The 22,733-nt window shown below is 72.6% G+C and carries 19 protein-coding genes; 6 read left to right on the top strand and 13 right to left on the bottom strand.

All coding sequences use genetic code 11. The features are described from left to right. Positions 1-20: 20 nt before the first annotated feature. The 4 genes from AB0A74_RS20755 to AB0A74_RS20740 all read right to left on the bottom strand — a co-directional run bounded on the left by AB0A74_RS20755 (position 21) and on the right by AB0A74_RS20740 (position 3,809). Positions 21-770: a succinate dehydrogenase/fumarate reductase iron-sulfur subunit gene (locus AB0A74_RS20755; protein WP_358251600.1), complete on the bottom strand. Its 750-nt coding sequence runs from the start codon at positions 768-770 to the stop codon at positions 21-23. A 1-nt stretch (position 771) separates the two neighbouring features. Continuing rightward, positions 772-2,643 carry a fumarate reductase/succinate dehydrogenase flavoprotein subunit gene (locus tag AB0A74_RS20750; protein ID WP_358251598.1) on the bottom strand — a complete coding sequence of 624 codons (1,872 nt, stop codon included), beginning with the start codon at positions 2,641-2,643 and terminating at the stop codon, positions 772-774. 10 nt (positions 2,644-2,653) lie between these two features. Beyond that, positions 2,654-3,415: a hypothetical protein gene (locus AB0A74_RS20745; RefSeq protein WP_358251596.1), complete on the bottom strand. Its 762-nt coding sequence runs from the start codon at positions 3,413-3,415 to the stop codon at positions 2,654-2,656. A 103-nt stretch (positions 3,416-3,518) separates the two neighbouring features. Beyond that, entirely contained in the window at positions 3,519-3,809 is a 291-nt protein-coding gene (locus tag AB0A74_RS20740) for a hypothetical protein (protein ID WP_121221819.1), read from the bottom strand. 226 nt (positions 3,810-4,035) lie between these two features. On the opposite strand from AB0A74_RS20740, the gene edd reads away from it, so the two are divergent. Both edd and eda read left to right on the top strand, forming a co-directional pair. Continuing rightward, complete coding sequence (gene edd, locus AB0A74_RS20735) at positions 4,036-5,901, top strand: phosphogluconate dehydratase (RefSeq protein ID WP_358251594.1); 1,866 nt, start codon at positions 4,036-4,038, stop codon at positions 5,899-5,901. Continuing rightward, positions 5,898-6,518, top strand: coding sequence for a bifunctional 4-hydroxy-2-oxoglutarate aldolase/2-dehydro-3-deoxy-phosphogluconate aldolase (gene eda / locus AB0A74_RS20730; protein ID WP_358251592.1), 621 nt, complete (start codon positions 5,898-5,900; stop codon positions 6,516-6,518). The genes edd and eda overlap by 4 nt, the downstream gene beginning before the upstream one ends. Before the next feature lie 112 nt (positions 6,519-6,630). On the opposite strand, the gene AB0A74_RS20725 is transcribed toward eda, so the two are convergent. Continuing rightward, positions 6,631-7,251, bottom strand: a complete 621-nt coding sequence (locus tag AB0A74_RS20725) for an HAD family hydrolase (protein ID WP_358251615.1) — start codon at positions 7,249-7,251, stop codon at positions 6,631-6,633. 94 nt (positions 7,252-7,345) lie between these two features. Here AB0A74_RS20725 and AB0A74_RS20720 point away from each other — a divergent pair, with 94 nt between their 5' ends. Beyond that, entirely contained in the window at positions 7,346-8,029 is a 684-nt protein-coding gene (locus AB0A74_RS20720) for a hypothetical protein (protein WP_358251590.1), read from the top strand. On the opposite strand, the gene AB0A74_RS20715 is transcribed toward AB0A74_RS20720, so the two are convergent. The 3 genes from AB0A74_RS20715 to AB0A74_RS20705 form a co-directional block, all read right to left on the bottom strand. Then, complete coding sequence (locus AB0A74_RS20715) at positions 8,014-8,508, bottom strand: regulatory protein RecX (protein WP_358251588.1); 495 nt, start codon at positions 8,506-8,508, stop codon at positions 8,014-8,016. The genes AB0A74_RS20720 and AB0A74_RS20715 overlap by 16 nt on opposite strands. Before the next feature lie 293 nt (positions 8,509-8,801). Beyond that, positions 8,802-9,842: a recombinase RecA gene (gene recA / locus AB0A74_RS20710; protein ID WP_358251586.1), complete on the bottom strand. Its 1,041-nt coding sequence runs from the start codon at positions 9,840-9,842 to the stop codon at positions 8,802-8,804. A gap of 172 nt (positions 9,843-10,014) precedes the next feature. Next, entirely contained in the window at positions 10,015-10,209 is a 195-nt protein-coding gene (locus AB0A74_RS20705; protein ID WP_309112877.1) for a DUF3046 domain-containing protein, read from the bottom strand. 106 nt (positions 10,210-10,315) lie between these two features. Here AB0A74_RS20705 and AB0A74_RS20700 point away from each other — a divergent pair, with 106 nt between their 5' ends. Next, on the top strand, positions 10,316-10,783 hold the full coding sequence (locus tag AB0A74_RS20700) for a helix-turn-helix domain-containing protein (RefSeq protein ID WP_358251584.1): 468 nt from the start codon (positions 10,316-10,318) through the stop codon (positions 10,781-10,783). 185 nt (positions 10,784-10,968) lie between these two features. Here the strand turns inward: AB0A74_RS20700 and AB0A74_RS20695 are convergent, their stop codons facing one another. Both AB0A74_RS20695 and AB0A74_RS20690 read right to left on the bottom strand, forming a co-directional pair. Continuing rightward, positions 10,969-12,204 (bottom strand): MFS transporter, encoded by a 1,236-nt coding sequence (locus AB0A74_RS20695; protein WP_358251582.1) that lies wholly within the window; start codon positions 12,202-12,204, stop codon positions 10,969-10,971. Between the two features lie 50 nt (positions 12,205-12,254). Further along, the gene (locus tag AB0A74_RS20690) at positions 12,255-14,156 is read right to left on the bottom strand and encodes an Hsp70 family protein (protein WP_358251581.1); all 1,902 of its coding nucleotides are present in this window, start codon (positions 14,154-14,156) and stop codon (positions 12,255-12,257) included. Between the two features lie 350 nt (positions 14,157-14,506). Between AB0A74_RS20690 and AB0A74_RS20685 the strand changes: the two genes are divergently transcribed. Continuing rightward, complete coding sequence (locus tag AB0A74_RS20685; RefSeq protein ID WP_358251579.1) at positions 14,507-19,063, top strand: ATP-dependent helicase; 4,557 nt, start codon at positions 14,507-14,509, stop codon at positions 19,061-19,063. A gap of 91 nt (positions 19,064-19,154) precedes the next feature. Here the strand turns inward: AB0A74_RS20685 and AB0A74_RS20680 are convergent, their stop codons facing one another. Together AB0A74_RS20680 and AB0A74_RS20675 are read right to left on the bottom strand one after the other, a co-directional pair. Beyond that, positions 19,155-20,150: a 1-aminocyclopropane-1-carboxylate deaminase gene (locus tag AB0A74_RS20680; protein WP_358251577.1), complete on the bottom strand. Its 996-nt coding sequence runs from the start codon at positions 20,148-20,150 to the stop codon at positions 19,155-19,157. A gap of 1 nt (position 20,151) precedes the next feature. Continuing rightward, complete coding sequence (locus AB0A74_RS20675; protein ID WP_358251575.1) at positions 20,152-20,790, bottom strand: GntR family transcriptional regulator; 639 nt, start codon at positions 20,788-20,790, stop codon at positions 20,152-20,154. A gap of 140 nt (positions 20,791-20,930) precedes the next feature. On the opposite strand from AB0A74_RS20675, the gene AB0A74_RS20670 reads away from it, so the two are divergent. Beyond that, complete coding sequence (locus AB0A74_RS20670) at positions 20,931-21,950, top strand: hypothetical protein (protein WP_358251573.1); 1,020 nt, start codon at positions 20,931-20,933, stop codon at positions 21,948-21,950. 48 nt (positions 21,951-21,998) lie between these two features. Here the strand turns inward: AB0A74_RS20670 and AB0A74_RS20665 are convergent, their stop codons facing one another. Then, positions 21,999-22,709 carry a VOC family protein gene (locus AB0A74_RS20665; RefSeq protein ID WP_358251571.1) on the bottom strand — a complete coding sequence of 237 codons (711 nt, stop codon included), beginning with the start codon at positions 22,707-22,709 and terminating at the stop codon, positions 21,999-22,001. Positions 22,710-22,733 lie beyond the last annotated feature (24 nt).

Raw genomic sequence — 22,733 nt, 5'->3', positions numbered from 1 at the left:
CGCGACCGAGCGCAATGCGTTTACGACCTCCGGAACAGCTTGTTGCCCAGCCACACGATCGGGTCGTAGCGGCGGTCGGCGACGCGTTCCTTCATCGGGATCAGGGCGTTGTCGGTGATCTTGATGTGTTCCGGGCACACTTCCGTGCAGCACTTCGTGATGTTGCACAGGCCCAGGCCGTGCGAGGACTGCGCCGCCTGCACGCGGTCCGCCTCGTCCAGCGGGTGCATCTCCAACTCCGCCACGCGCATCAGGAACCGCGGCCCGGAGAACGCCTCCTTGTTCTCCTCGTGGTCGCGGATGACGTGGCAGGTGTTCTGGCACAGGAAGCACTCGATGCACTTCCGGAACTCCTGCGACCGCTCCACGTCCACCTGGGACATCCGGTAGTCGCCCGGCGCGACGCCCTTCGGCGGCTGGAACGCCGGGATCTCCCGCGCCTTCTGGTAGTTGTACGACACGTCCGTCACCAGGTCGCGGATGACGGGGAACGTGCGCATCGGCGTCACGGTCACCACCTCGTCCTCCGCGAACACCGACATCCGCGTCATGCACAACAACCGCGGCCGGCCGTTGACCTCCGCCGAGCACGAACCGCACTTGCCCGCCTTGCAGTTCCACCGCACGGCCAGGTCCGCGGCCTGCGTCGCCTGCAACCGGTGGATGATGTCGAGCACGACCTCGCCCTCGTTCACCTCGACGGTGAAGTCCTCCAGGCCGCCCCCGTCCGCATCACCGCGCCACACCCTGAACCGCCCCTGGTACCCCATGTCAGCCCTCCAGTTCCTCGGCGGTCAGGTACTTCTGCAACTCGCTGTGCTCGAACAGGGCCAACAGGTCGTCCCGGATGGGGACCTGCGGCTCCTCCTCCACCGACACCTCGCCACCGGAGGCCTTGCACACCAGCAACTTCCGCCGCCACGACGAGTCCATGCCGGGGTAGTCGTCGCGGGTGTGGCCGCCGCGGCTCTCGGTGCGCAGCAACGCCGCGCGCGCCACGCACTCGCTGACCACCAGCATGTTGCGCAGGTCCAGGGCCAGGTGCCACCCGGGGTTGAACTGCCGGTGCCCCTCGACCGACAGCGTCTGGGCCCGCCGCTTGAGGTCGTCGAGCCGCTTCAACGCCTGTTCCATCTCGTCGGCCTTGCGGATGATGCCGACGAGGTCGTTCATCACCTGCTGCAACTCCATGTGCAGCGTGTACGGGTTCTCCCCGCCCTCACGCGAGAACGGTTCCACCGCGACGCGTTGCGCCTCGGCCACCGCGTCGTCCGAGCACACCGGTCGTGACGAGAGCCCGGCCACGTGGTTCGCCGCGCCCTCCCCCGCCCGTCGGCCGAACACGAGCAGGTCGGACAGCGAGTTGCCGCCCAACCGGTTGGAGCCGTGCATGCCGCCGGACACCTCGCCCGCCGCGAACAGCCCCGGCACGGACGACGCGCCGGTGTCCGGGTCCACCTGCACGCCACCCATCACGTAGTGGCACGTCGGCCCGACCTCCATGGGCTGCGCGGTGATGTCGACGTCGGCCAGCTCCTTGAACTGGTGGTGCATCGACGGCAGCCGCCGGGTGATCTCCTCGGCCGGCAACCGCGTCGACACGTCGAGGAACACCCCGCCGTGCTCGGTGCCGCGCCCGGCCTTGACCTCGGAGTTGATCGCCCGCGCCACCTCGTCGCGGGGCAGGAGCTCCGGCGGGCGGCGGTTGTTGTCGGGGTCGGTGTACCAGCGGTCGGCTTCCTCGGGGTTGTCGGCGTACTTGTCCTTGAACACCTCGGGGATGTAGTCGAACATGAACCGCTTGCCGTCGGAGTTGCGCAGCACGCCGCCGTCGCCGCGGACCGACTCGGTGACCAGGATCCCCTTCACCGACGGCGGCCACACCATGCCGGTCGGGTGGAACTGGATGAACTCCATGTTGATCAGCGACGCCCCGGCGCGCAACGCCAGCGCGTGCCCGTCGCCGGTGTACTCCCAGGAGTTCGACGTCACCTTGAACGACTTGCCGATGCCGCCGGTCGCCAGCACCACCGCGGGCGCCTCGAACAGCACGAACCGGCCGGACTCGCGCCAGTAGCCGAACGCGCCGGCGATCGCGCCGTCGTCCTGCACCAGGTCGGTGACGGTGAACTCCTGGAAGACCTTCAGCCGCGACTCGTAGTCGCCGGTCGCCGCGAAGTCCTCCTGTTGCAGCGACACGACCTTCTGCTGCAACGACCGGATCAGCTCCAGCCCGGTCCGGTCGCCGACGTGCGCCAGGCGCGGGTACTCGTGCCCGCCGAAGTTGCGCTGGCTGATCCGGCCGTCCTTGGTGCGGTCGAACAGCGCGCCGTAGGTCTCCAGCTCCCACACGCGGTCCGGGGCTTCCTTGGCGTGCAACTCGGCCATGCGCCAGTTGTTCAGGAACTTCCCGCCGCGCATGGTGTCGCGGAAGTGCACCTGCCAGCTGTCGTTGGAGTTGACGTTCCCCATCGCCGCGGCGATGCCGCCCTCGGCCATCACCGTGTGCGCCTTGCCGAACAGCGACTTGCACAGCACCGCCGTGCGCATCCCGTGCTCCCTGGCCTCGATCGCCGCCCGCAGACCCGCGCCACCCGCGCCGATCACGAGCACGTCGAACGAATGCCGTTCCACCTCGGGCAAGACAAGCTCCTCAGTCGATGATGCGAAGGTCGGTGATGGCGCCGGACGCGACCAGCGCGACGTAGAGGTCGGTCACGCAGACGAAGATCAGCGACGCCCACGCGAGCTGCATGTGCTTGGCGTTGAGCTTGGAGATCCGCGTCCACATCCAGTACCGCACGGGGTGCTTGGAGAAGTGCTTGAGCCGCCCGCCCGCGATGTGCCGGCACGAGTGGCACGACAGCGTGTACGCGCCGAGCAGCGCCACGTTCACCAGCAGCACGATGTTGCCCAGCCCGAACCCGGCGCTCAGCGCGTAGATCGCGTCGTAGACGTTGATGAGCAGCAGGATCGAGGCGGCGTAGAAGAAGTACCGGTGCAGGTTCTGCGCGATCAGCGGGAACCGGGTCTCACCGGTGTACTTGCCGTGCGGTTCGGCGACCGCGCACGCCGGCGGCGACAGCCACGCCGCGCGGTAGTAGGCCTTGCGGTAGTAGTAGCAGGTCACCCGGAACCCGAGCAGGAACGGGATGATCACCACGGGTGGCGTCAGGAACCCGGGCAGCTCCGGCAGCGGCCGGCCGAAGTGCGCGGCGGCCGGGAGGCACTCCTCGCTCAGGCACGGTGAGTACATGGGCGTCAGGTACCGGTACTCGTCGACCCAGTAGAAGTCGCCCATGAACGTGCGCACCGCCGCGTAGATCGAGATCAGCAGCAGGCCGGTGAACGTGACCAGCGGCGGTAGCCACCACCGGTCCGTCCGCAACGTGCGCTGGGCGATCTGCGCCCTCATACCTCACCTCGGTTCCACTTCGCTGTGGCGGGGACGTAAGACAGTTCGGGAAAAACCGAAGCCGGCCCCCGCGTCGAGTCGCGGGGGCCGGCCTGTGTTGCGCTCAGGTGTGGCGGTAGCCACCCAGACCTTCGTCGTCGGCGTCGTGCCAGAGCTTCGGGTCGTACGGCGTGTCGGGCACGACGACGACCTCCCGTTCCACCCTGGGCGCCTCGCGCTGCCGGGGTGTGCTGTCCAGGTCGAGCAACTCCGTCGCGTCGATGTCCATGCGCTCGACGTCGTTCGCGAGCCGTTGCACGGACGCGACGTCGCCGTAGCGCGACCGCAGTGAACCGACGCACTGGCGAAGCTGGCCGAGCACGCGGCGCAGTTCCACGATCTCCGAGGCCGTCATGGTCAGCACCTCCCTTGGGGGTCCGTGTGCCGACTCTGCCCGCTCCGGGCGTCTGTGACAAGCACCACAAGTCGTCGCGTCGCGTCTCACCCACTGAATCGGTTTTGTGACGATCATGTGTCGTGACATAGTGTGTGTGCTGTCACGTCCGTCCGTGCGACGCCAGCGCTGCCGTCCCACCGGGCCCCACCACGGCCCGTGATCACCACCCGGGAGACAGCGAACCATGAGCGTGCATCCCGTCGTCGCCGAAGTGACGGCTCGCATCGCCGCCCGCAGCGCCGCCGGTCGATCCGCCTACCTGGACAAACTCGACGCGGCCCACGTCGAGGGACCGGCCCGGCGCGACCTCGCCTGCTCCAACTTCGCGCACGGTTTCGCGGGCATCACGGGTGGCGACAAGGAGGCGCTGCGCGCGCTGCGTCGCCCGAACGTGGCCATCGTTTCGGCGTACAACGACATGCTGTCGGCGCACCAGCCCATGAACGAGTACCCGGCGTGGATCAAGGACGCGGCTCGCGCTCAAGGCGGAATCGCGCAGTTCGCCGGCGGGGTGCCGGCGATGTGCGACGGCATCACGCAGGGCCGCGCGGGCATGGAGCTGTCGCTGTTCAGCCGGGACGTCATCGCGATGGCGACCGGCATCGCGCTGTCGCACGACATGTTCGACGCGACCGTGCTGCTCGGCGTGTGCGACAAGATCGTGCCGGGCCTGCTGATCGGGGCGCTGTCGTTCGGGCACCTGCCCGCCATCCTCGTCCCCGCCGGGCCGATGGCCTCGGGCCTGCCGAACAAGGAGAAGGCGCGGGTCCGGCAGCTGTTCGCCGAGGGCAAGGCGAGCAGGGAGAACCTGCTCGAAGCCGAGGCCGCGTCCTACCACAGCCCCGGGACCTGCACGTTCTACGGCACGGCCAACTCCAACCAGCTCGTCGTGGAGGTCATGGGCCTGCACCTGCCGGGCGCGAGCTTCGTCCCGCCGGGCACCAGGCTGCGCCGCGCGCTGACCGAGGAGGCCGCGCGCCGGGCGGTGGAGATCAGCCGGGGCGAGGAGTACACGCCGATCGGCCGGGTCGTGGACGAGAAGGCCGTGGTCAACGGCGTGGTCGCGCTGCTGGCCACCGGCGGTTCGACCAACCACACCATGCACCTGGTGGCCATCGCGTCCGCCGCCGGCATCGAGCTGAGCTGGGACGACTTCGCCGACCTGTCCTCGGTGGTGCCGCTGCTGGCCCGCGTCTACCCCAACGGCAGCGCGGACATCAACCACTTCCAGGCCGCCGGCGGCGTGCAGTTCCTGGTCTCGACGCTGCTGGACGCGGGCCTGCTGCACGAGGACGTCCACACCGTCGCGGGCTTCGGCCTCAACCGCTACCGCAAGGAGCCGGTGCTCATCGAAGGCGCGCTGACCTGGCGCAACGGCCCGGACCACTCGCTGGACACCGACGTGCTGCGGCCGGTGTCGGACCCGTTCGCGGCCGACGGCGGGCTGCGGATGCTGTCGGGCAACCTCGGGCGTGCGGTGACCAAGGTGTCCGCGGTCGCGCCCGAGCACCGGGTCGTGGAGGCGCCGGCGCGAGTGTTCACCTCGCAGGAGGCGTTCAGCGCGGCGTTCCAGGCCGGTGAGCTGGAGCGGGACGTCGTGGTCGTGGTGCGGCAGCAGGGTCCGCAGGCCAACGGGATGCCCGAGCTGCACAAGCTGACCCCGGCCCTGGGCGTGCTGATGGACCGCGGGTTCAAGGTCGCCCTGGTCACCGACGGCCGCATGTCCGGCGCGTCGGGCAAGGTCCCGGCCGCCATCCAGGTCACGCCCGAGGCCGCCGTGGGCGGTCCGCTGGCGCGGGTGCGCGACGGCGACGTGCTGCGGGTGGACGCCGAGACCGGCACGCTGGAGGCGCTCGTGGACCCGGCCGAACTGGCCGCGCGCGACCTGGTGGACTTCCCGCCGGACGCCCAGGCGTGGTCGGGCACCGGCCGTGAGCTGTTCGGCGCGCTGCGCCGGGCCGTGGGACCGGCCGACCGGGGCGCCAGCGTGTTCGGACCGATCGCGGCCTCGCACTTCGCGGGCCGGTTCAACCAGGAGGTAAGTCGGTGACCACCAGCAACGATCTGCTGGAGCTGTCCCCCGTCATCCCCGTCGTCGTGCTGGACGACGCGGCCCACGCCGTGCCGCTGGCGCAGGCGTTGCTGCGCGGGGGCATCCGGGTCATCGAGCTGACCCTGCGCACACCCGCCGCGCTGCCCGCGATCGAGCGGATCGCGGCCGAGGTGCCCGACATCGCGCTGGGCGCGGGGACCGTGACCGCGCCCGAGCACGCCGAGCAGGCGTTGAAGGCCGGCGCGTCGTTCCTGGTCACGCCGGGTTCGACGGACCGCGTGCTGGACGCGGTGGAGGACACCGGGCTGCCGTTCCTGCCGGGCGCGGCGACCGTGTCGGAGGCGATGAAGCTCGCCGAGCGCGGCCTCACGGCGCTGAAGTTCTTCCCGGCCGAGGCGGCGGGCGGCGCGGACTACCTCAAGTCGGTCGGCGGCCCGCTGCCGGGCCTGCGCTTCTGCCCGACCGGCGGCATCACCCCGGAGACCGCGCCGAAGTACCTGGCGCTGCCCAACGTGGGCTGCGTCGGCGGCTCGTGGCTGACCCCGAAGGACGCCCTCGCCGCCGGCGACTGGGCCCGGATCGAGTCCCTGGCCAAGGCCGCCGCGTCCCTCTGACGGATGTGGTGCGGGCGCCGCCGACCACGGTGGCGCCCGCACCGCGCTCGCGGTCCCGGCCTCCCGGTCCCGTCCTTCCGGGGCCTGTCCTTCCGGGGCCTGCCCGCGCGGGTCAGGTGATGAGGGCGAGGGCTTCGGGGATCGAGTCGACCACCGGCATCCCGGTCGCCTCCAGCCGCCGCCGCTCCCCCACGCCCGTGGTCACCAGCACCGCCCGCGCGCCGACGTGCCGCGCGGCCTCCGCGTCGTCCACCACGTCGCCGATCAGCACCACGTCCCGCGGGTCGAGGCCCTGGTGCGCCAGGTGCTCGGCCAGGTGCTCGGCCTTCGACCCGCCGCCGACGTCCACCCGCAGCCCGTCGACGCGGGTGAACAGGCCGGTCAGGCCCAGCCGTTCGACCAGCGGCACCAGCTCGTCGTGGAACCACATCGACAGCAGCGACTGCGTCCCGGACCACGTCCGCAGCAGGTCCGGCACCCCCGTCGCCAGGGCGCACGTGTCCAGCAGCGCCCGGTACTCGACGTGGTAGACGAGGTCGATGTCGGCCCAGTCCCGTTCGGACAGCGCCCGGCCGAGCAGCCCTTCGTAGCAGGCGATCAGCGGCCGGCTGAACACCGCGCGCCACTCGTCCAGCGTCAGCGCCGCCCGGCCGTACCGCCCGCACACCCGGTTCACCGCGTGCAGCACGGCGTGCGTGTCGTCCAGCAGCGTGCCGTTCCAGTCCCACACCACGTGCTTCAAGGCACTCCCCCACGATCCGGTTCCGCCAAGCCTGCCATGCGCGCTGCGCTAGGTTGGGAGCGCACTCGGGGAGGGGTGGGGGAACATGCGGACGACCACGGTCGCCGAACCCGGCCGGCAGGTCGGCATGGTGTGGGCGGGTTTCCCGGTCGTCGGGGCCGGCCTGTTGTGGGGCGTGCGGGCCGCGGCGGGGTGGCTGTTGTCCCTGCCCTGGATACCGTTCCGCGGTCCGCTGAGGCTGATCGACTCGGTACCCGAACCGTGGGGCACGGTCGGTTCGTTGGCGCTGGGCGCGGCGGTCGGCCTGTTCTTCGCCGCCTGGGCCGCGCACGAACGCCTCACCGTCGAGCTGACCGACGAGACCCTCACGCTCACCCGCGGCGGCACGCCGCGCACGATCGACCGCACCGAGATCTCCGCGGTCTTCTTCGACGACAAGAAACTCGTCGTGCTGGGCCGGATCTCCGAGGAGCTGGCCCGCGAGTCCCACGACCTGCCCGCCGGCGCGGTGGCCGACGCGTTCCAGACCCACGGCTACCCATGGCTGGACGCCGACCCGCACCGCGACGAGTTCCGCCGCTGGGTCGAGGACCTGCCCGACCTGCCGCCCGCCGCGAACGCGCTGCTCAAGGCCCGTGCCAAGGCCCTGAAGAAGAGCGACGCGGACGACGCCCGCGAACTGCGCACCGAACTGGCCCGCCTGGGCGTGGTCGTGCGGGACGACCGCAAGCGCCAGTTCTGGCGGCTGACCGGTCAGTCCGGCAGGTAGTCCTCCACCTCGGCCTTCAGCTCGTCGCGCACCACCCGGTAGGCCATGCCCTCGGCGTACCCCTTGCGCGCCAACGCGGCCACCAGCCGACGCAGCTTCGCCTGCTCGTCCACACCGGACATGGTGCGCAGCTTCTTGCGCACCAGCTCCCGGGCCCGTTCCTGCTCCGCCTCGTCGTCCACGGCGGCGAGCGCCTCGGCCGCGACCTCGTCGGCCACGCCCTTGCGCCGCAACTCCTGCACCAACGCCCGCCGCCCCAGCCCCTGGTGCGCGTGCCGGGACCGCACCCACACCTCGGCGAAGGCGGCGTCGTCGATCAACCCGGCCCGGTCGAACCTGCCGAGCACGAGTTCGACGGTCTCCTCGCGGATGCCCTTGCGCAGCAGGGCGTCCTTCAACTCCACGCGGGTCCGGGCGCGGGCGGTCAGCAACGCGTAGCAGATGTCGGTCGCCTTGCGCTGCTCCTTGACCGGGTCCACCGGCGCGGCCGACTCCGAGGAACCGTCAGACCCCTCGGCCGACCGACCGCGCCGCCGAGAGCCACCGAACCGCCCCCGACCCCCGGACGAGGTCTCAGTCACCGCTCACGCCTCCCACCACCGGCACCGCACACACCGCCGTACCACCGGCACCGCGCACCGGCACGCCGCGACCGACACCGCGCGACCGACACCGCGGCCGGCACGCTGCGCCACCGCCGGCGCACTGCGGCCGGCGCCCCGCGCCGGCACCGCGCACCACCGGACCCCGGCGGCGGCCCGACTCCTCAGGCTCAGAACTCGACCGGCGCGGGCGCGGTGTCGTCGGCCTCCAGGGTCGCCCCGATGCCGAGCTTCTCCTTGATCCGCTTCTCGATCTCGTTGGCCACGTCCGGGTTCTCGCGCAGGAACTTCCGCGCGTTCTCCTTGCCCTGGCCGAGCTGGTCGCCCTCGTAGGTGTACCAAGCGCCGGACTTGCGCAGGATGCCCTGGTCCACGCCCATGTCGATGAGCGAGCCCTCGCGCGAGATGCCCTGGCCGTAGAGGATGTCGAACTCCGCCTGCTTGAACGGCGGCGCGACCTTGTTCTTCACGACCTTGACGCGGGTCCGGTTGCCGACCGGCTCGCCGCCGTCCTTCAGCGTCTCGATGCGCCGCACGTCCAGGCGCACCGACGCGTAGAACTTCAGCGCCTTGCCACCGGTCGTGGTCTCCGGCGAGCCGAACATCACGCCGATCTTCTCGCGCAGCTGGTTGATGAAGATCGCTGTGGTGCCGGAGGAGTTCAGCGCACCGGTGATCTTGCGCAGCGCCTGGCTCATCAGACGCGCCTGGAGGCCGACGTGGTTGTCGCCCATCTCGCCCTCGATCTCGGCACGGGGCACCAGCGCCGCCACCGAGTCGATCACGAGGATGTCCAGCGCACCGGAGCGGACCAGCATGTCCGCGATCTCCAGCGCCTGCTCGCCGGTGTCGGGCTGGGAGACCAGCAGCGCGTCGGTGTCGACGCCCAGCTTCTTCGCGTAGTCCGGGTCCAGCGCGTGCTCGGCGTCGACGAACGCCGCGATGCCGCCGTTGCGCTGCGCGTTGGCCACGGCGTGCAGCGCGACCGTCGTCTTACCGGAGGACTCAGGCCCGTAGATCTCCACGACCCGGCCGCGGGGCAGGCCGCCGATGCCGAGCGCGACGTCGAGCGCGATCGCGCCGGTGGGGATCACCTCGATCGGGGCGCGGCCTTCCTCGCCGAGCCGCATGACCGAGCCCTTGCCGAACTGCTTGTCGATCTGGGCCAGGGCCAGTTCGAGGGCCTTGTCCCGGTCGGGTGCCTGTGCCATCTGGAGTCCACCTCGTTGAGTCTGCGGGTTCGCCGTTGCGATGTCGGGGCCGACGTTACGGGCGGGGTACGACATTTTTCGGCGGGGCCGGGTCACCTGCGGGGATGCATCACCCGGTCGTGCTGGGCACTATAGCCGAACAGGTGTTCGACCGCCTGCCCGACACGCCCGGTCACCGGCGGTGTTCCGGCACGTCGAACGCGTCGCACACCGCGAGCCAGATCTCCTTGGCCGGCACGCCCGCGTCCAGCGCCTGGTCGGGCGTGCGACCACCGAGGGCGGACAGGACGTGGTCCCTGGCCACCATCTCCGCCCGGACCTCGCCGAACTCGTTCGCCATCAACTTGCGGAACACCGTGTTGCGCATCGGCCCCAGGCTAGCGCGCACGATGAACAGCTCCGACGCACGGGCGCGGGAGCGCGGCACGGCTCGCTGGCTATAGCGCCACAAAGCCAGTTGGTACGCTCGACGCATGGCGATGACCTTGGACGGCCCCCTGGCCGACCGGGACCGCTGGCGGGCCACGCGGTGCTCGATCGGCAAGGCGATGGACGCCATCGGCAACCGGACGGCGGTCCTGCTGCTGCGCGAGGCGTTCTACGGCACGACCAGGTTCCACGACTTCGCGACCCGCGTGGGCGTCACCGAGGCGTCGGCGGCGGCCAGGTTGCGCGAACTGGTCGAGCTCGGCGTGTTCGAGAAGCGCCCCTACCAGGAGCCCGGACAGCGCACGCGGCACGAGTACGTGCTCACCGAGATGGGCCGCGACCTGCTCCCCATCGTCATGGCCCTGATGCAGTGGGGCGACCGCCACCTCCAGGGTGACGACGCTCCGCTGCGCGTGGTCGACACGACCGGTTCACCGGTGCGGGTGCGGGTGCGCAACGACCGCGGCGACGACCTGTCCGCCGAGGACCTGGTCGTCCGGGTGAACCGCTAGAACGGGACGATCCGCCGGTGGGACCGGCCGTTCCCGCGAGTTCGCCGCCGTCGCGCGCTAACCTCGCAGGCATGGAAGACCCCACCGGCCTGTCCTCGCCGATCGGCCAGATCCTGATCTTCGCGAGCCTCGTCGCCGCGCTCGTGGTCGGTCTGCGCGCCTGGTGGCACAACCGCAACCGCTGATCAACGCACCCGCTGCAAGGACGAGAACAAGCACACGACCAGCAGCGGCAACGCGGTGAAGCCCACCAGCAGCCCCAACGCGGCGTAAGACCACGCCGTCACCACCACGCCCGCCGTGATGCCACCCACGGCGCCACCGACGTTCATGCACAGGTCGGACAGCCCTTGCGCGGCGGGCCGGTCCGCCACGGCGACCGACTCGGTGAGCAGCGCCGACCCGGCCACCAGGCCCGCCGACCAGCCGAAGCCCAGCAACGTCAACCCGGCCGCGAGCTGCGGCGCGTCGTGCGCGGGGGCCATGCCCGCGATGCCCGACGCGGCCACCACCAGCGCCGCGCCGATCGCCAGCACCGACACACGGCCCAACCGGTCCGCCATCCACCCGAACAACGGGCTCGCGATGTACATCGCGGCCACGTGCAGACTGATGACGACCCCTACAACGCGCAGCGACGACCCCGCGTGGTCCATGTGCACCGGTGTCATGGACATGAGCCCGACCATCGCCGTGTGGCACAACGTGATGCCGCCCAACGCGAGCTTCGCGCCGCCGGGCAGCGACCGCCACACCGCACCGGACCCGCGGGTGTCCCCCACTCCCCCTGCGCAGTGCGCGGGCACTACAGCGTCCCGCACCACCACCAACGGGTCCGGGCGCAGCAGCCGCGCCACCACCAGGGCGGCCAGCCCGAACAGCACCGCCGACAGCAGGTAGGGGCCCGCTCCGACGGGCAGGCCGAGGGTCACCGCGAACCGCCCGGCGGGGTCGGCGAGGTTCGGCCCGGCGACCGCGCCCAACGTCGCCGCCCACACCACGACGGCCATCGAGCGCGCCCGTCTGCGCGGGTCGGCCAGGTCCGCGCCGGCGTACCGGGCGGCGAGGTTCGCGCTGGTGGCGGCCCCGAACAGGACCAGGGCGGGCAGCAGCACGTGCCACGACCGCAGCACCACGGCGCACGCGGCCAGCACCGCTCCCACGGCACCCAGGGCGTACCCGAAGACCAGTGCGGGCCGGCGTCCGTGCCGCACGGCGACCCGGGCCGCGGGCACCGCGAACACCGCCGCGCCGACCACGGCCGCGGTCTGCGCGAGGCCGCCCACGGCGTCGGAGTCCGACAGCGCGGCGGCGAGGAGGGTCGAGACCGCGAGACCGATGGTGACGCCCGCGGCGCCCAGCACCTGGGTGGCCGCGAGCACGCGGAGCACCCTGCGCTGCACCACCTCGACCGTGGTCATGATCATGGATCGTGCCAGGGCGGCGGGTGGCGGCGCAGCCCCCGTCCGGGTCAGGTACCAGGCTGAACGGTGTTTTCGAAGAAGTCGGCGACGTTGTCGGCGCTCACGTCGTCACCGCTGCTCTTGGTCACGATGCCCAGCAGCGGCAGGTTGTCCGCGGTGAACGCGAGCAGCCCCACGCCACCGTTGGCGGTGGCCCGGTACTTGCCCTTGAGACCGTTGCCGCCCCACTCCGCCTCGACCATGTCCGTCTTCAAGGACCGCGCCAGCGCGTCCGCGCTCTGTTGTGCGCCCGTGACGGTCTCGGTGAGCACGTATTGCACCGAGTAGTCGTCCTTGAGGGCGCAGCTGACCACCGTGCCCTTGATCTCGGCGATGCCCGACACGCCCGCCGAACCGCCCGCCTTGCACGTGCTGGTGTCCGGGATGGTGCCCGCGAGCCGCCGCAGGCACTCCGTGAAGCCCTTGTCGTCCTTGGCGGTGTCGTTCTTGCAGTCCTGCGCGGTCAGCTCGCCGGGGCCGTTGAGCACGAAGATGCCGCCGACCACGGCCAGCACGAGCACCACGGCAGCGCCGACGGCGAGGTAGACGTTCTTGGGGGACTTCTTCTTCTCCTGGGCGCGCGGGGACACGCTCGGGAAGTTGAACTGCTGCGGCACCTGGTAGGGCCCGCTGACCCCCGGGTTCACCTGGTAGGGGCCGCTCACGGCGGGGTTGACCTGGTAAGGGCCGCTCGCGCCCGGGTTGACCTGGTAGGGCCCGCTGACCCCCGGGTTCACCTGGTACGGGCCGCTCTGCGCCGGGTTCTGGACCGGGTTCGGCCCGGTCACCGGTTTGGTGACCACCGTCGGCGGCTCGTTGGACACCTTCACCGGGTCCTTGGAACGCGGCGTGATGCCGTCCTTGGGCACGTGGTGCGCGCCCAGCGCGACGGCGGTCTCCGGCTGGTCCAGGCTGGTCGGCACGACCCGCACTTGCTCGGCGATCATGGTCGCCACCAGCGGGATCCGGCTCGACCCGCCCACCAGGTAGATGCCCGCGAGCTGGTTGGGGGCCATGCCGGTGGACCGGATCGTGGCCGCCAGCAGCTCCACGCTGCGCAGCATGCTGGGGCGGATCAGCGCTTCCAGGTCCGACCGGTTGACCAGCACGTCCTCGAACGGCTCCGGCATCGGGACCTCGGTGTGCGCGTGCCGGGACAGCGACTCCTTGGCGGCCCGCACGTCCTCCTGAAGGGCGCGGCGGGCGCGACGGTCGGCCGTGGTCTCCGGGCGCAGCAACCGCTGCCAACCCGCCGGGTCGCGGTGGGACACCTGGCGGCCCACGTGCTCCAACAGCGCCTGGTCGACGTCGAGACCGCCCAGGTCGTGCAGGCCGTCCTCGGCGAGCACGGTGAAGCCGTTCTGGGTGGCGCCGACGATCGCGACGTCGAACGTGCCCGCGCCCAGGTCGTAGACGGCCAGCGCCTGGCCGACGGCCAGCGAGGCGTAGTGGGAGGCGGCGGCGACCGGTTCGGGCACCGGCACGATGTCGCAGCTCACACCCGCGAGCCGGGCCGCGGACAGCAGCACGTTGCGGCGCGTGGGACCCCACTGCGCGGGGTGGGTGAGGCGGACCTCGTCCAGGGACTCGCCGCCGAGCTGCCGGGTGGTCTCCTCCAGCACACGGCGCAGCACGGCGGCCAGCGCGTCGGTGACCGGGACGACGTTGTCGCCCAGCAGCAGCATCCCCTCGTCCACCCGCCGCTTGGGGTTGGGCTCGAACCGCGAGGGGTCCAACCGGGCCCGCCGCTCGGCGTCGCGCCCGACGACCAGCGAGCCGTCCTCCTCGCAGTAGACGGCCGAGGGCATGGTGGCGGACCCGTCCACCTCGACGACCCGGGGCGGCCTGCCGTGCGCGGCAAGCACCGCGACGGTGTTGGAAGTGCCCAGGTCAATGGACAGGACGCGCACGCCTCACCCCTTCGGTCGCTGATCGCGCTGATCGTGCCACAGTGTTGGACTGCCTCACCTCCGGTTCGGCGGCTCGGCCGCCTGGAGTCGGCTCATCGCGTCGCGTTTCCCGCCGATCGAAGGACGTGATCGGCGGGAAACGCGACGCGACAAGCCGACGCGGCCTCGCTGAGGTGGCGGGCCGCCCGCAGCGCGAGGCCGCGTCGGTCTGTCGCGGCGTGTTTTCCGCCGATCACGTCCTTCGATCGGCGGAAAACACGCCGCGATGGGCCGACTTCCAGGCGGCCGAGCCGCGACGCCGGAGGCGGCGCAATCAGAAATTGTCGTACCCCTCGTTCAAGATGGTTGGCATGGATGTCCAGGCCGATTTCTCACCCGCGACCCGGCAGTGGTTCGCCGGTGCCTTCGCCGCGCCCACCTCCGCCCAGGTGGGCGCGTGGGAAGCGGCGGCGGCGGGTGAGCACGCCCTGGTCATCGCACCCACGGGGTCCGGCAAGACGCTCGCCGCTTTCCTCTGGGCCCTCGACCGGCTGGCGTCCACGCCGCCGCCGGACGACCCCAGGAAACGCTGCCGCGTCCTCTACGTGTCCCCCCTCAAAGCCCTGGCCGTCGACGTCGAGCGCAACCTCCGCGCGCCGCTCGCGGGCATCCGGCAGGCCGCGCACCGCCTGTCCCTGCCGGAGCCGTCCATCACCGTCGGCATGCGCACCGGCGACACCCCGGCCGAGGACCGCCGCGCGTTCGCCCGCCGACCGCCGGACGTGCTGGTCACCACGCCCGAGTCGCTGTTCCTCATCCTCACCTCCTCGGCCCGCGAGTCGCTGCGCGGCGTCGAGACGGTGATCGTGGACGAGGTCCACGCCGTCGCGGGCACCAAGCGCGGCGCGCACCTCGCGTTGTCCCTCGAAAGGCTGGACGCGCTGCTCGAACGGCCCGCCCAGCGGATCGGGCTGTCGGCCACGGTCCGGCCGGTCGAGGAGGTCGGCGCGTTCCTCGCCGGCGGCCGGCCGGTGCGGGTCGTGCAGCCGAAGACGGCCAAGACCATCGAGGTGGAGGTCGAGGTCCCGGTCGAGGACATGTCGGTGCTGGGCGAGCCGACCGGCGAGGTGTCCGGGTCGGCGGCGGGCGCGGAGCAGCGGGCGTCGATCTGGCCGTCGGTCGAGCAGCGCATCCTCGAACTGGTCCACGCGCACCGGTCCACGATCGTGTTCGCCAACTCGCGCCGGCTGGCCGAACGGCTCACCTCCCGGCTCAACGAGCTGGCCGAGGAGGCCGCCGAACTCGCCCAGGACCTGGACCGGTTCCCGGCCGAGGCGATCGGGCAGTCCGGCGTGAGCACCCAGCGCTCGGCGACCATCGCCCGCGCGCACCACGGCTCGATGTCGCGCGAGCAGCGGACCGTGGTGGAGGAGGAGCTGAAGTCGGGGCGGCTGCCGTGCGTGGTGGCCACGTCCTCGCTGGAGCTGGGCATCGACATGGGCGCGGTGGACCTGGTGGTGCAGGTCGAGGCGCCGCCCACGGTCGCGTCCGGGCTGCAACGGGTCGGCCGCGCCGGGCACCAGGTGGGCGCGGTGTCGCGCGGGGTGATGTTCCCGAAGTTCCGGGGCGACCTGGTGTCGTGCGCGGTGGTCGCGGAGCGCATGCGGGACGGCGCGATCGAGGCCGTGCGGTACCCGCGCAACCCGTTGGACGTGCTGGCGCAGCACATCGTGGCGATGACGGCGATGGAGCCGTGGTCGGTCGACGAGCTGGCCGGGCTGGTGCGGCGGGCCGCGCCGTTCGCCGCGCTGCCGGAGTCGGCGTTGCAGGCGGTGCTGGACATGCTGGCGGGCCGCTACCCGAGCGAGGAGTTCGGCGAGCTGCGCCCGCGCATCACGTGGGACCGGATCACCGGCGAGCTGCGCGGGCGGCCGGGGTCGCAGCGGCTGGCGGTCACCTCGGGCGGCACCATCCCCGACCGCGGCCTGTTCGCGGTGATGACGCCGCCGTCGGAACGCGGTCCGGGCTCGCGGGTGGGCGAGCTGGACGAGGAGATGGTCTACGAGTCGCGGGTGGGCGACACGTTTCTGCTCGGCACGTCGTCCTGGCGGGTCGAGGACATCACCCACGACCGGGTGATCGTGGTGCCCGCGCCGGGGCAGCCCGCGCGCATGCCGTTCTGGAAGGGCGACGCGCCGGGTCGTCCGCTGGAACTGGGGCGGGCGCTGGGCAGGTTCCTCCGCGAGGTGTCCACCATGGACGCCGACTCGGGGAGGGCCCGCGCCGCGGACGCCGGGCTGGACGAGTGGGCGGCGTCCAACCTGCTGGCGTACCTGGGCGAGCAGCGCGAGGCCACGCGGCACGTCCCCAACGACCGGACCGTGCTGGTGGAGCGGTTCCGCGACGAGCTGGGCGACTGGCGGCTGGTGGTGCACTCGCCGTTCGGGGCGCAGGTCAACGCGCCGTGGGCGTTGGCGATCGCGGCCCGGCTGCGCGAGCGGCGCGGCATCGAGGTGCAGGCGGCGCACTCCGACGACGGGATCGTGGTGCGCCTGCCGGACGCGGTGGACCTCGACGGCGCGCCGGTGGTGGCGGGCGCGGACGACGTGCTGCTCGACCCGGAGGAGGTCGAGCAGGTCGTGGTCGCCGAGGTGAGCGGGTCGGCGGTGTTCGCGGCCCGGTTCCGGGAGTGCGCGGCCCGGTCGCTGCTGCTGCCCCGGCGCGACCCGAGGCGTCGGACACCGCTGTGGCAGCAACGGCAGCGGGCGGCGCAGTTGCTGTCGGTGGCGGCGAAGTACGAGAGCTTCCCGGTGGTGCTGGAGGCGATGCGCGAGGTCCTCCAGGACGTCTACGACGTGCCCGGGCTGCGCGAGCTGATGGCGGACGTGCGGGCGCGGCGGGTGCGCGTGGTGGAGGTGGAGACACCCGCGCCGTCGCCGTTCGCGCGCAGCCTGCTGTTCGGTTACGTCGGGATGTTCCTCTACGACGCCGACGCGCCGCTGGCCGAGCGGCGGGCGGCGGCGCTGTCGCTGGACTCGACGCTGCTGGCCGAGCTGCTCGGCTCCGAGGCCATCCGGGAGCTGCTGGACCCGGAGGTGGTCGAGGAGGTCGAGCGGTCGCTGCAGCGGCTGGCCCCCGACCGGCACGCCCGGGACGTGGAGGGCGCGGCCGACCTGCTGCGGTTCCTGGGCGACCTGTCCGAGGCGGAGGCGGCCGAGCGCGGTGTGCGGCCGGAGTGGCTGGCCGAGCTGGTGGCGGCGCGGCGGGCGATCCGGGTGCGCGTCGCGGGCGAGGACCGGGTGCTGGCGATCGAGGACGCGGGCCGGGTGCGGGACGCGTTGGGCGTGGCGCTGCCGGTGGGCGTGCCGGAGGCGTTCACCGAGCCGGTGGCCGACCCGTTGGGCGACCTGCTGGCGCGGTACGCGCGAACACACGGGCCGTTCCCCGCGGCGCAGGCGGCGGAGCGGTTCGGGCTGGGCGTCGCGGTGGTGACCGGTGTGCTGGAGCGCATGGCGGCCACCGGGCGGCTGGTGCGCGGCGAGCTGCGGCCGGGCGGCACGCACACCGAGTACTGCGACGCCGACGTGCTGCGGCGGTTGCGGCGGGCGTCGCTGGCGCGGCTGCGGGCCGAGGTCGAGCCGGTGGAGCCGGAGGCGCTGGGCCGGTTCCTGCCCGCGTGGCACGGCGTGGGCCGCCGGTTGCGCGCCGCGCCGACCGTGGACGACGTGTACGCGGTGGTCGAGCAACTGGCGGGCGCGCCGCTGCCGGCCAGTGCCGTGGAGTCCCTGGTGCTGCCCGCCCGGCTGCCCGGCTACCAGCCGGCGCTGCTGGACGAGCTGACCGCGTCCGGCGAGGTGACCTGGACCGGCTGCGGGTCGCTGGCCGGTGGCGACGGGTGGATCGCGCTCGCCCCGGCGGACGTGGCCGACCTGCTGCTGCCCGACCTGGTGCCGGAGGCGGCCCCGGACTCGCCGCTGCACCGGGCCGTGGTCGAGACGTTGGCGGGCGGGGCGCTGTTCTTCCGCCAGGTCGTCGACCGCGTGTCTCTTCAGGGCCCGACGACCGACGGCGAGGTCGTCGGCGCGCTGTGGGACCTGGTGTGGGCGGGCGTGGTCACCAACGACACGTTGGCGCCGCTGCGGGCCCTGGTCGCGGGCGGCGGCACCGCGCACAAGCCCAAGCGCGCCGCCCCGCGCGGCCGGTACGCGAGGATGCGCGCCGGCCGGCCGGACATGCCCAGCCGCACCGGTCCGCCCACGGTCGCCGGCCGCTGGTCGCTGGCCGTGGTCCCGGCGACCGACCCGACCAGGCGCGCGCACGCCCGCGCGGAGGCGTTCCTGGAGCGGCACGGCGTGCTGACCCGGGGCGCGCTGGACACCGAGCGGGTGGCCGGCGGGTTCTCCGGCGTGTACCGGGTGCTGCGCGCGATGGAGGAGTCCGGCCAGGTGGTGCGCGGTTACGTGGTCGAGGGGCTGGGCGCGGCCCAGTTCGCGGCGCGCGGCGCGGTGGACCGCCTGCGTGCCCTGTCCCGACCGCCGGGCCAGGAGCACACCAGCACACCGGAGGCGGTGGTCCTGGCCGCCGCCGACCCGGCACAACCGTTCGGCGCGGCCCTGCCCTGGCCCGACCCGCTGGGTGAGGGCAAGCACCGACCGGCGCGCAAGTCCGGCGCCCTGACCGTGCTGGTGGACGGCCAGGCCACCCTCTACGTCGAACGCGGCGGTCGTTCCCTGCTGTCGTTCAGCGAGGACGAGGCCGTCCTCCGCGCCGCGGCCCAGGCGCTGGGCAGAGCGGTCCGCGACGGCTGGCTGGGCCAACTCGCGGTCCAACGCGCCGACGGCGAGATCGCCCTCGGCTCCCGACTGGCCGGGATCCTCCAGGAGGCGGGTTTCCGCGCGACACCCAAGGGCCTCCGCCTCCGCGCATAGATCGGAGAGCCGGGGGTGCCCTCGGTCGCACGGCTCACGACCTTCCGGCACCGGTGACCCACCGGCTTCGGTGGTAGCGCTCTTCGGGCGACTACCGGAACAGGCTGCTGTAGGCGTTCAACGCGGGCTGGCCGCCGAGGTGGGCGTACAGGACCGTCGAGTCGCGCGGGATCTCGCGGGAGGCCACCAGTTCGATCAAGCCCGCCAACGACTTCCCCTCGTACACCGGGTCGGTGATCATGCCCTCCAGGCGCGCGCCGAGCTTCATCGCGTCCACAGTGGACTCGCCGGGCACGCCGTAGATGCCCTCGTGGAACCGCTCGTCCAGCACCACGTCGGACTCGGCGACCTCCACCTCCAGCAGCTTGCCGGTGGCCTGCGCGATCCGCGTGACCTGCGCCCGCGTGTCGCACGGCTCCGCCGACGCGTCGATCCCGACCACCCGCCGATCGGTGCCCGCGAACCCGGCCACCATCCCGGCCTGCGTGCTGCCGGTCACCGAACACACCACGATCGTGTCGAACCGCACGCCCAGCTCGACCTCCTGCCGCTCCACCTCCGCCGCCCACCCGGCGAACCCGAGCCCGCCCAACGGGTGGTCCGACGCCCCCGCCGGGATCGGGTACGGCTTGCCGCCGGCCGCGCGGACGTCCTCGATCGCCTGCTCCCACGCGGGTTTCACGCCGATGCCGAACCCCGCCTCCACCAGCCGCACCTCGGCGCCCATCAACCGGCTGAGCAGGATGTTGCCCACCCGGTCGTACACCGCGTCCGGCCAGTCCACCCAGCTCTCCTGCACCAGCACGCACTTCAGCCCGGCGCGCGCCGCCGCGGCGGCGACCTGGCGGGTGTGGTTGGACTGCACGCCGCCGATGGACACCAGCGTGTCGCACCCGGTCGCGAGCGCGTCGGCCACCAGGTACTCCAGCTTGCGGGTCTTGTTGCCGCCGTAGGCCAGCCCGGAGTTGCAGTCCTCCCGCTTGGCCCACACCGACGCGCCGCCGAGGTGCTTGGTCAGCCGCTCCAGCGGGTGCACGGGCGACGGGCCGAAGGTCAGCGGGTAGCGGGGGAAGTCGCGCAGCGCCATGTCAGTTCTCCTCCAGCAGGTCGAACAGGGTCGCCCAGTTCCGCTCGACCAGGTCCGCGGCCAGGTCGGCGTCGCCCGCGGCGCACGCGGCGACGATCTCGTCGTGCATCACCACGGAGTGCCGCCCGGTCGCCCCGGCGAAGCGGAGCCGTTCCAGCCGGCGCACCAGGGGCGTGTAGCGGTCGATCGTGGCGGCGACGGCGAAGTTGTCACCGCACCGCACCGCCACGCCGTGGAACTCGTCGTCCGCCGCGAGCGCCGCCGGCACGTCCCCGGCGTCCAGCGCGGCGGCGAACCGCGCGTTGGCCGTGCGCATCGCGACCAGGTCGGCGTCCTCCATGCGCGGCACGGCCAAGCGCGCGGCGAGTGCGTGCATCGCTTGCACGACAGCCAATGCGTCCCGCACGGGTGCCGTGCGCAACGGCGTGACGCGCGTGTAGCTGTGCGGCTTGGACTCCACGAGCCCTTCGTCGGCCAGCCGGGCGAGCGCCTCGCGAACGGGCGTGCGCGACAGCCCGAGCCGTTCGGCCAGCTCGACGTCCTTGATCGCCTCGCCGGGCGCGAGGTCGCCGCCCAGGATCGCGTCGCGGATCGCCGAAAGCGCCTGGTCACGGTACAGCGCCCGACTGATATATTGCATACTGCGGCACAGTAGACCACCCGACCGCCACGCCGCCACCCCGAACGACCTCCGCACCGAAAGGGCGGAAGTTTCCGCCGGGCGGCCGGAAACCGGCGTCACCCGGCCGGCGTCGACATGGCGTGACGCGACGAATCCCCTTGTCCAGAGCCGGGTTGTGGGCGTGGAGCGTCGTCGTGGTGGCGCTCGGGTGCGCCGCGCTGCACATCTGGGGCATCACCGAGACCCCCGAGCGGAACCTCTACTGGTTCCTCACCGCCGCCGACCTGCTCGTCGCCGCCGTGGCCGCCGTCCACGCCTCCCGGTGGCCCCGGCACGCCGTCTTCGAGGAGGACGCGCTGGTGCTGGGCGGCTTGCGCGTGCCGTACCACTCGATCACCTCCGCCCGCACGGGGTACGTGTCGGCCAAGCCGTTCTGGCTCGCGTTCTGGCTGCCGAACTCGCTGGTCATCGGCCTGGTCGTGGCCGCGCGGAACCCGTCGAAGTTCAACCGCGAGGTCGTAGAGGTGGACACCAACCGGGGCCGGGTCCGGGCGCGGTGGCGGGACACCTCGGGACAACGCGCGTTCGTCGACGCCCTGCGCGAGGTGCGCCCGGAGGTCTCGCCCACGTACGGCCTCGACGGCGGCGACCCCGCCCGCGACTGCACGCCCCGGCTCGGCGTGCCCGGCGGTCTGCTCGCCTGCGCGCTGTCGGTCTGGGCGCTGGTCGCCGGGTTGCTGAGCCTGGAGCTGACCGACCGGTCCACCTACCGCACGCCGGCGTCCACCGAGGCGACGTCCGCCGCGCTGCGCACCCTCGCCGCCGGCTTCCGCGACTACGAGACCCTGCCCGGCGTCCCCGTGGACTTCCGGACCTGGCGGTGCGACCGCGCGAACGGCGTCCTGGGTCCCACACCGCACTTCGTGCGACTGCACCTGGTCCTGGAGGGCCGCGACGTGCCCACCGCCGACGCGGTCGAGGCGAAGATCCGCCAGGACGCCGGGATGCCCGAGGGCACTTACCTCATGACCGTGGACGAGGTCTCGGGCGTGCGCCTGAACATCCCGGCGTCCAGCCGGCTCTCGGTGTGGGTCTCCACGGGGTGCGTCGACGTGGACGACGCCGAGCGGCTGCGCGGCGAACTGCGCACCGTGGCCGCCGCCCTCGGAGTGCGCTGAGGCCAGTCCGCCGGCGCGGACGACGAGGTCGGCGCCCCCACACGCGCTTCAGCGGGGCGTCAGCACGCAGAACTCGTTGCCCTCCGGGTCGGCCAGCACGACCCACTCCACGTCGCGCTGACCCACGTCGGCCCGCGCCGCGCCCTGCGCCTCCAGCCGCGCGACCTCCAGCAGCAGGTCGCCGTCCGCGGGCGGCACGACGTCGAAGTGCAGCCGGTTCTTCACCGACTTCGGCTCCGCGACCCGCACGAACTCCACCCAGAACCCGGAGTCCCGGCGCAGCGACGCGTACTCGGGGTGCGACCGCGTCACCGGCAGCCCGGTCGCGTGCGCCCAGAACCCGGCCAGCGCGACCGGGTCCAGCGCGTCCACGACGACCGCCGCGACCGGCCCGATGCCCAGGTACTCCGCGCGCGGCTCCAGCACGCAGAACTCGTTGCCCTCGGGGTCGGCGAGCACGACCCACGGCACGGCCCCCTGCCCGATGTCCGCCTCCCGCGCGCCCAGCGCCTTCGCCTTCTCGACCAGCTGCGCCTGGTGCTCCGCCGACGTCGAGGCCAGGTCGAGGTGCAGCCGGTTCTTGACCCGCTTCGCGTCCCCCACCGGCACGAACACCAGCTCGGCACCCTCGTCCAGCGCCACGTCCACCTCGTCGGCGCTCTCGCCCGTGATCGGCCGGTCCAGCAACGCGGACCAGAACCGGCCCAGCGCGACGGGGTCCGCCGAATCCACCACGACGTCGTACAACCTGGTTGCCATGCGGCGAAGGTAACGTCTGCGCGC

Source organism: Saccharothrix sp. NPDC042600 (assembly GCF_040647305.1).
GTDB lineage: Bacteria > Actinomycetota > Actinomycetes > Mycobacteriales > Pseudonocardiaceae > Actinosynnema > Actinosynnema mutabilis.
The sequence above is the reverse complement of the archived record's forward strand: the minus strand, read 5'-3'. Positions and strand labels throughout refer to the sequence as shown.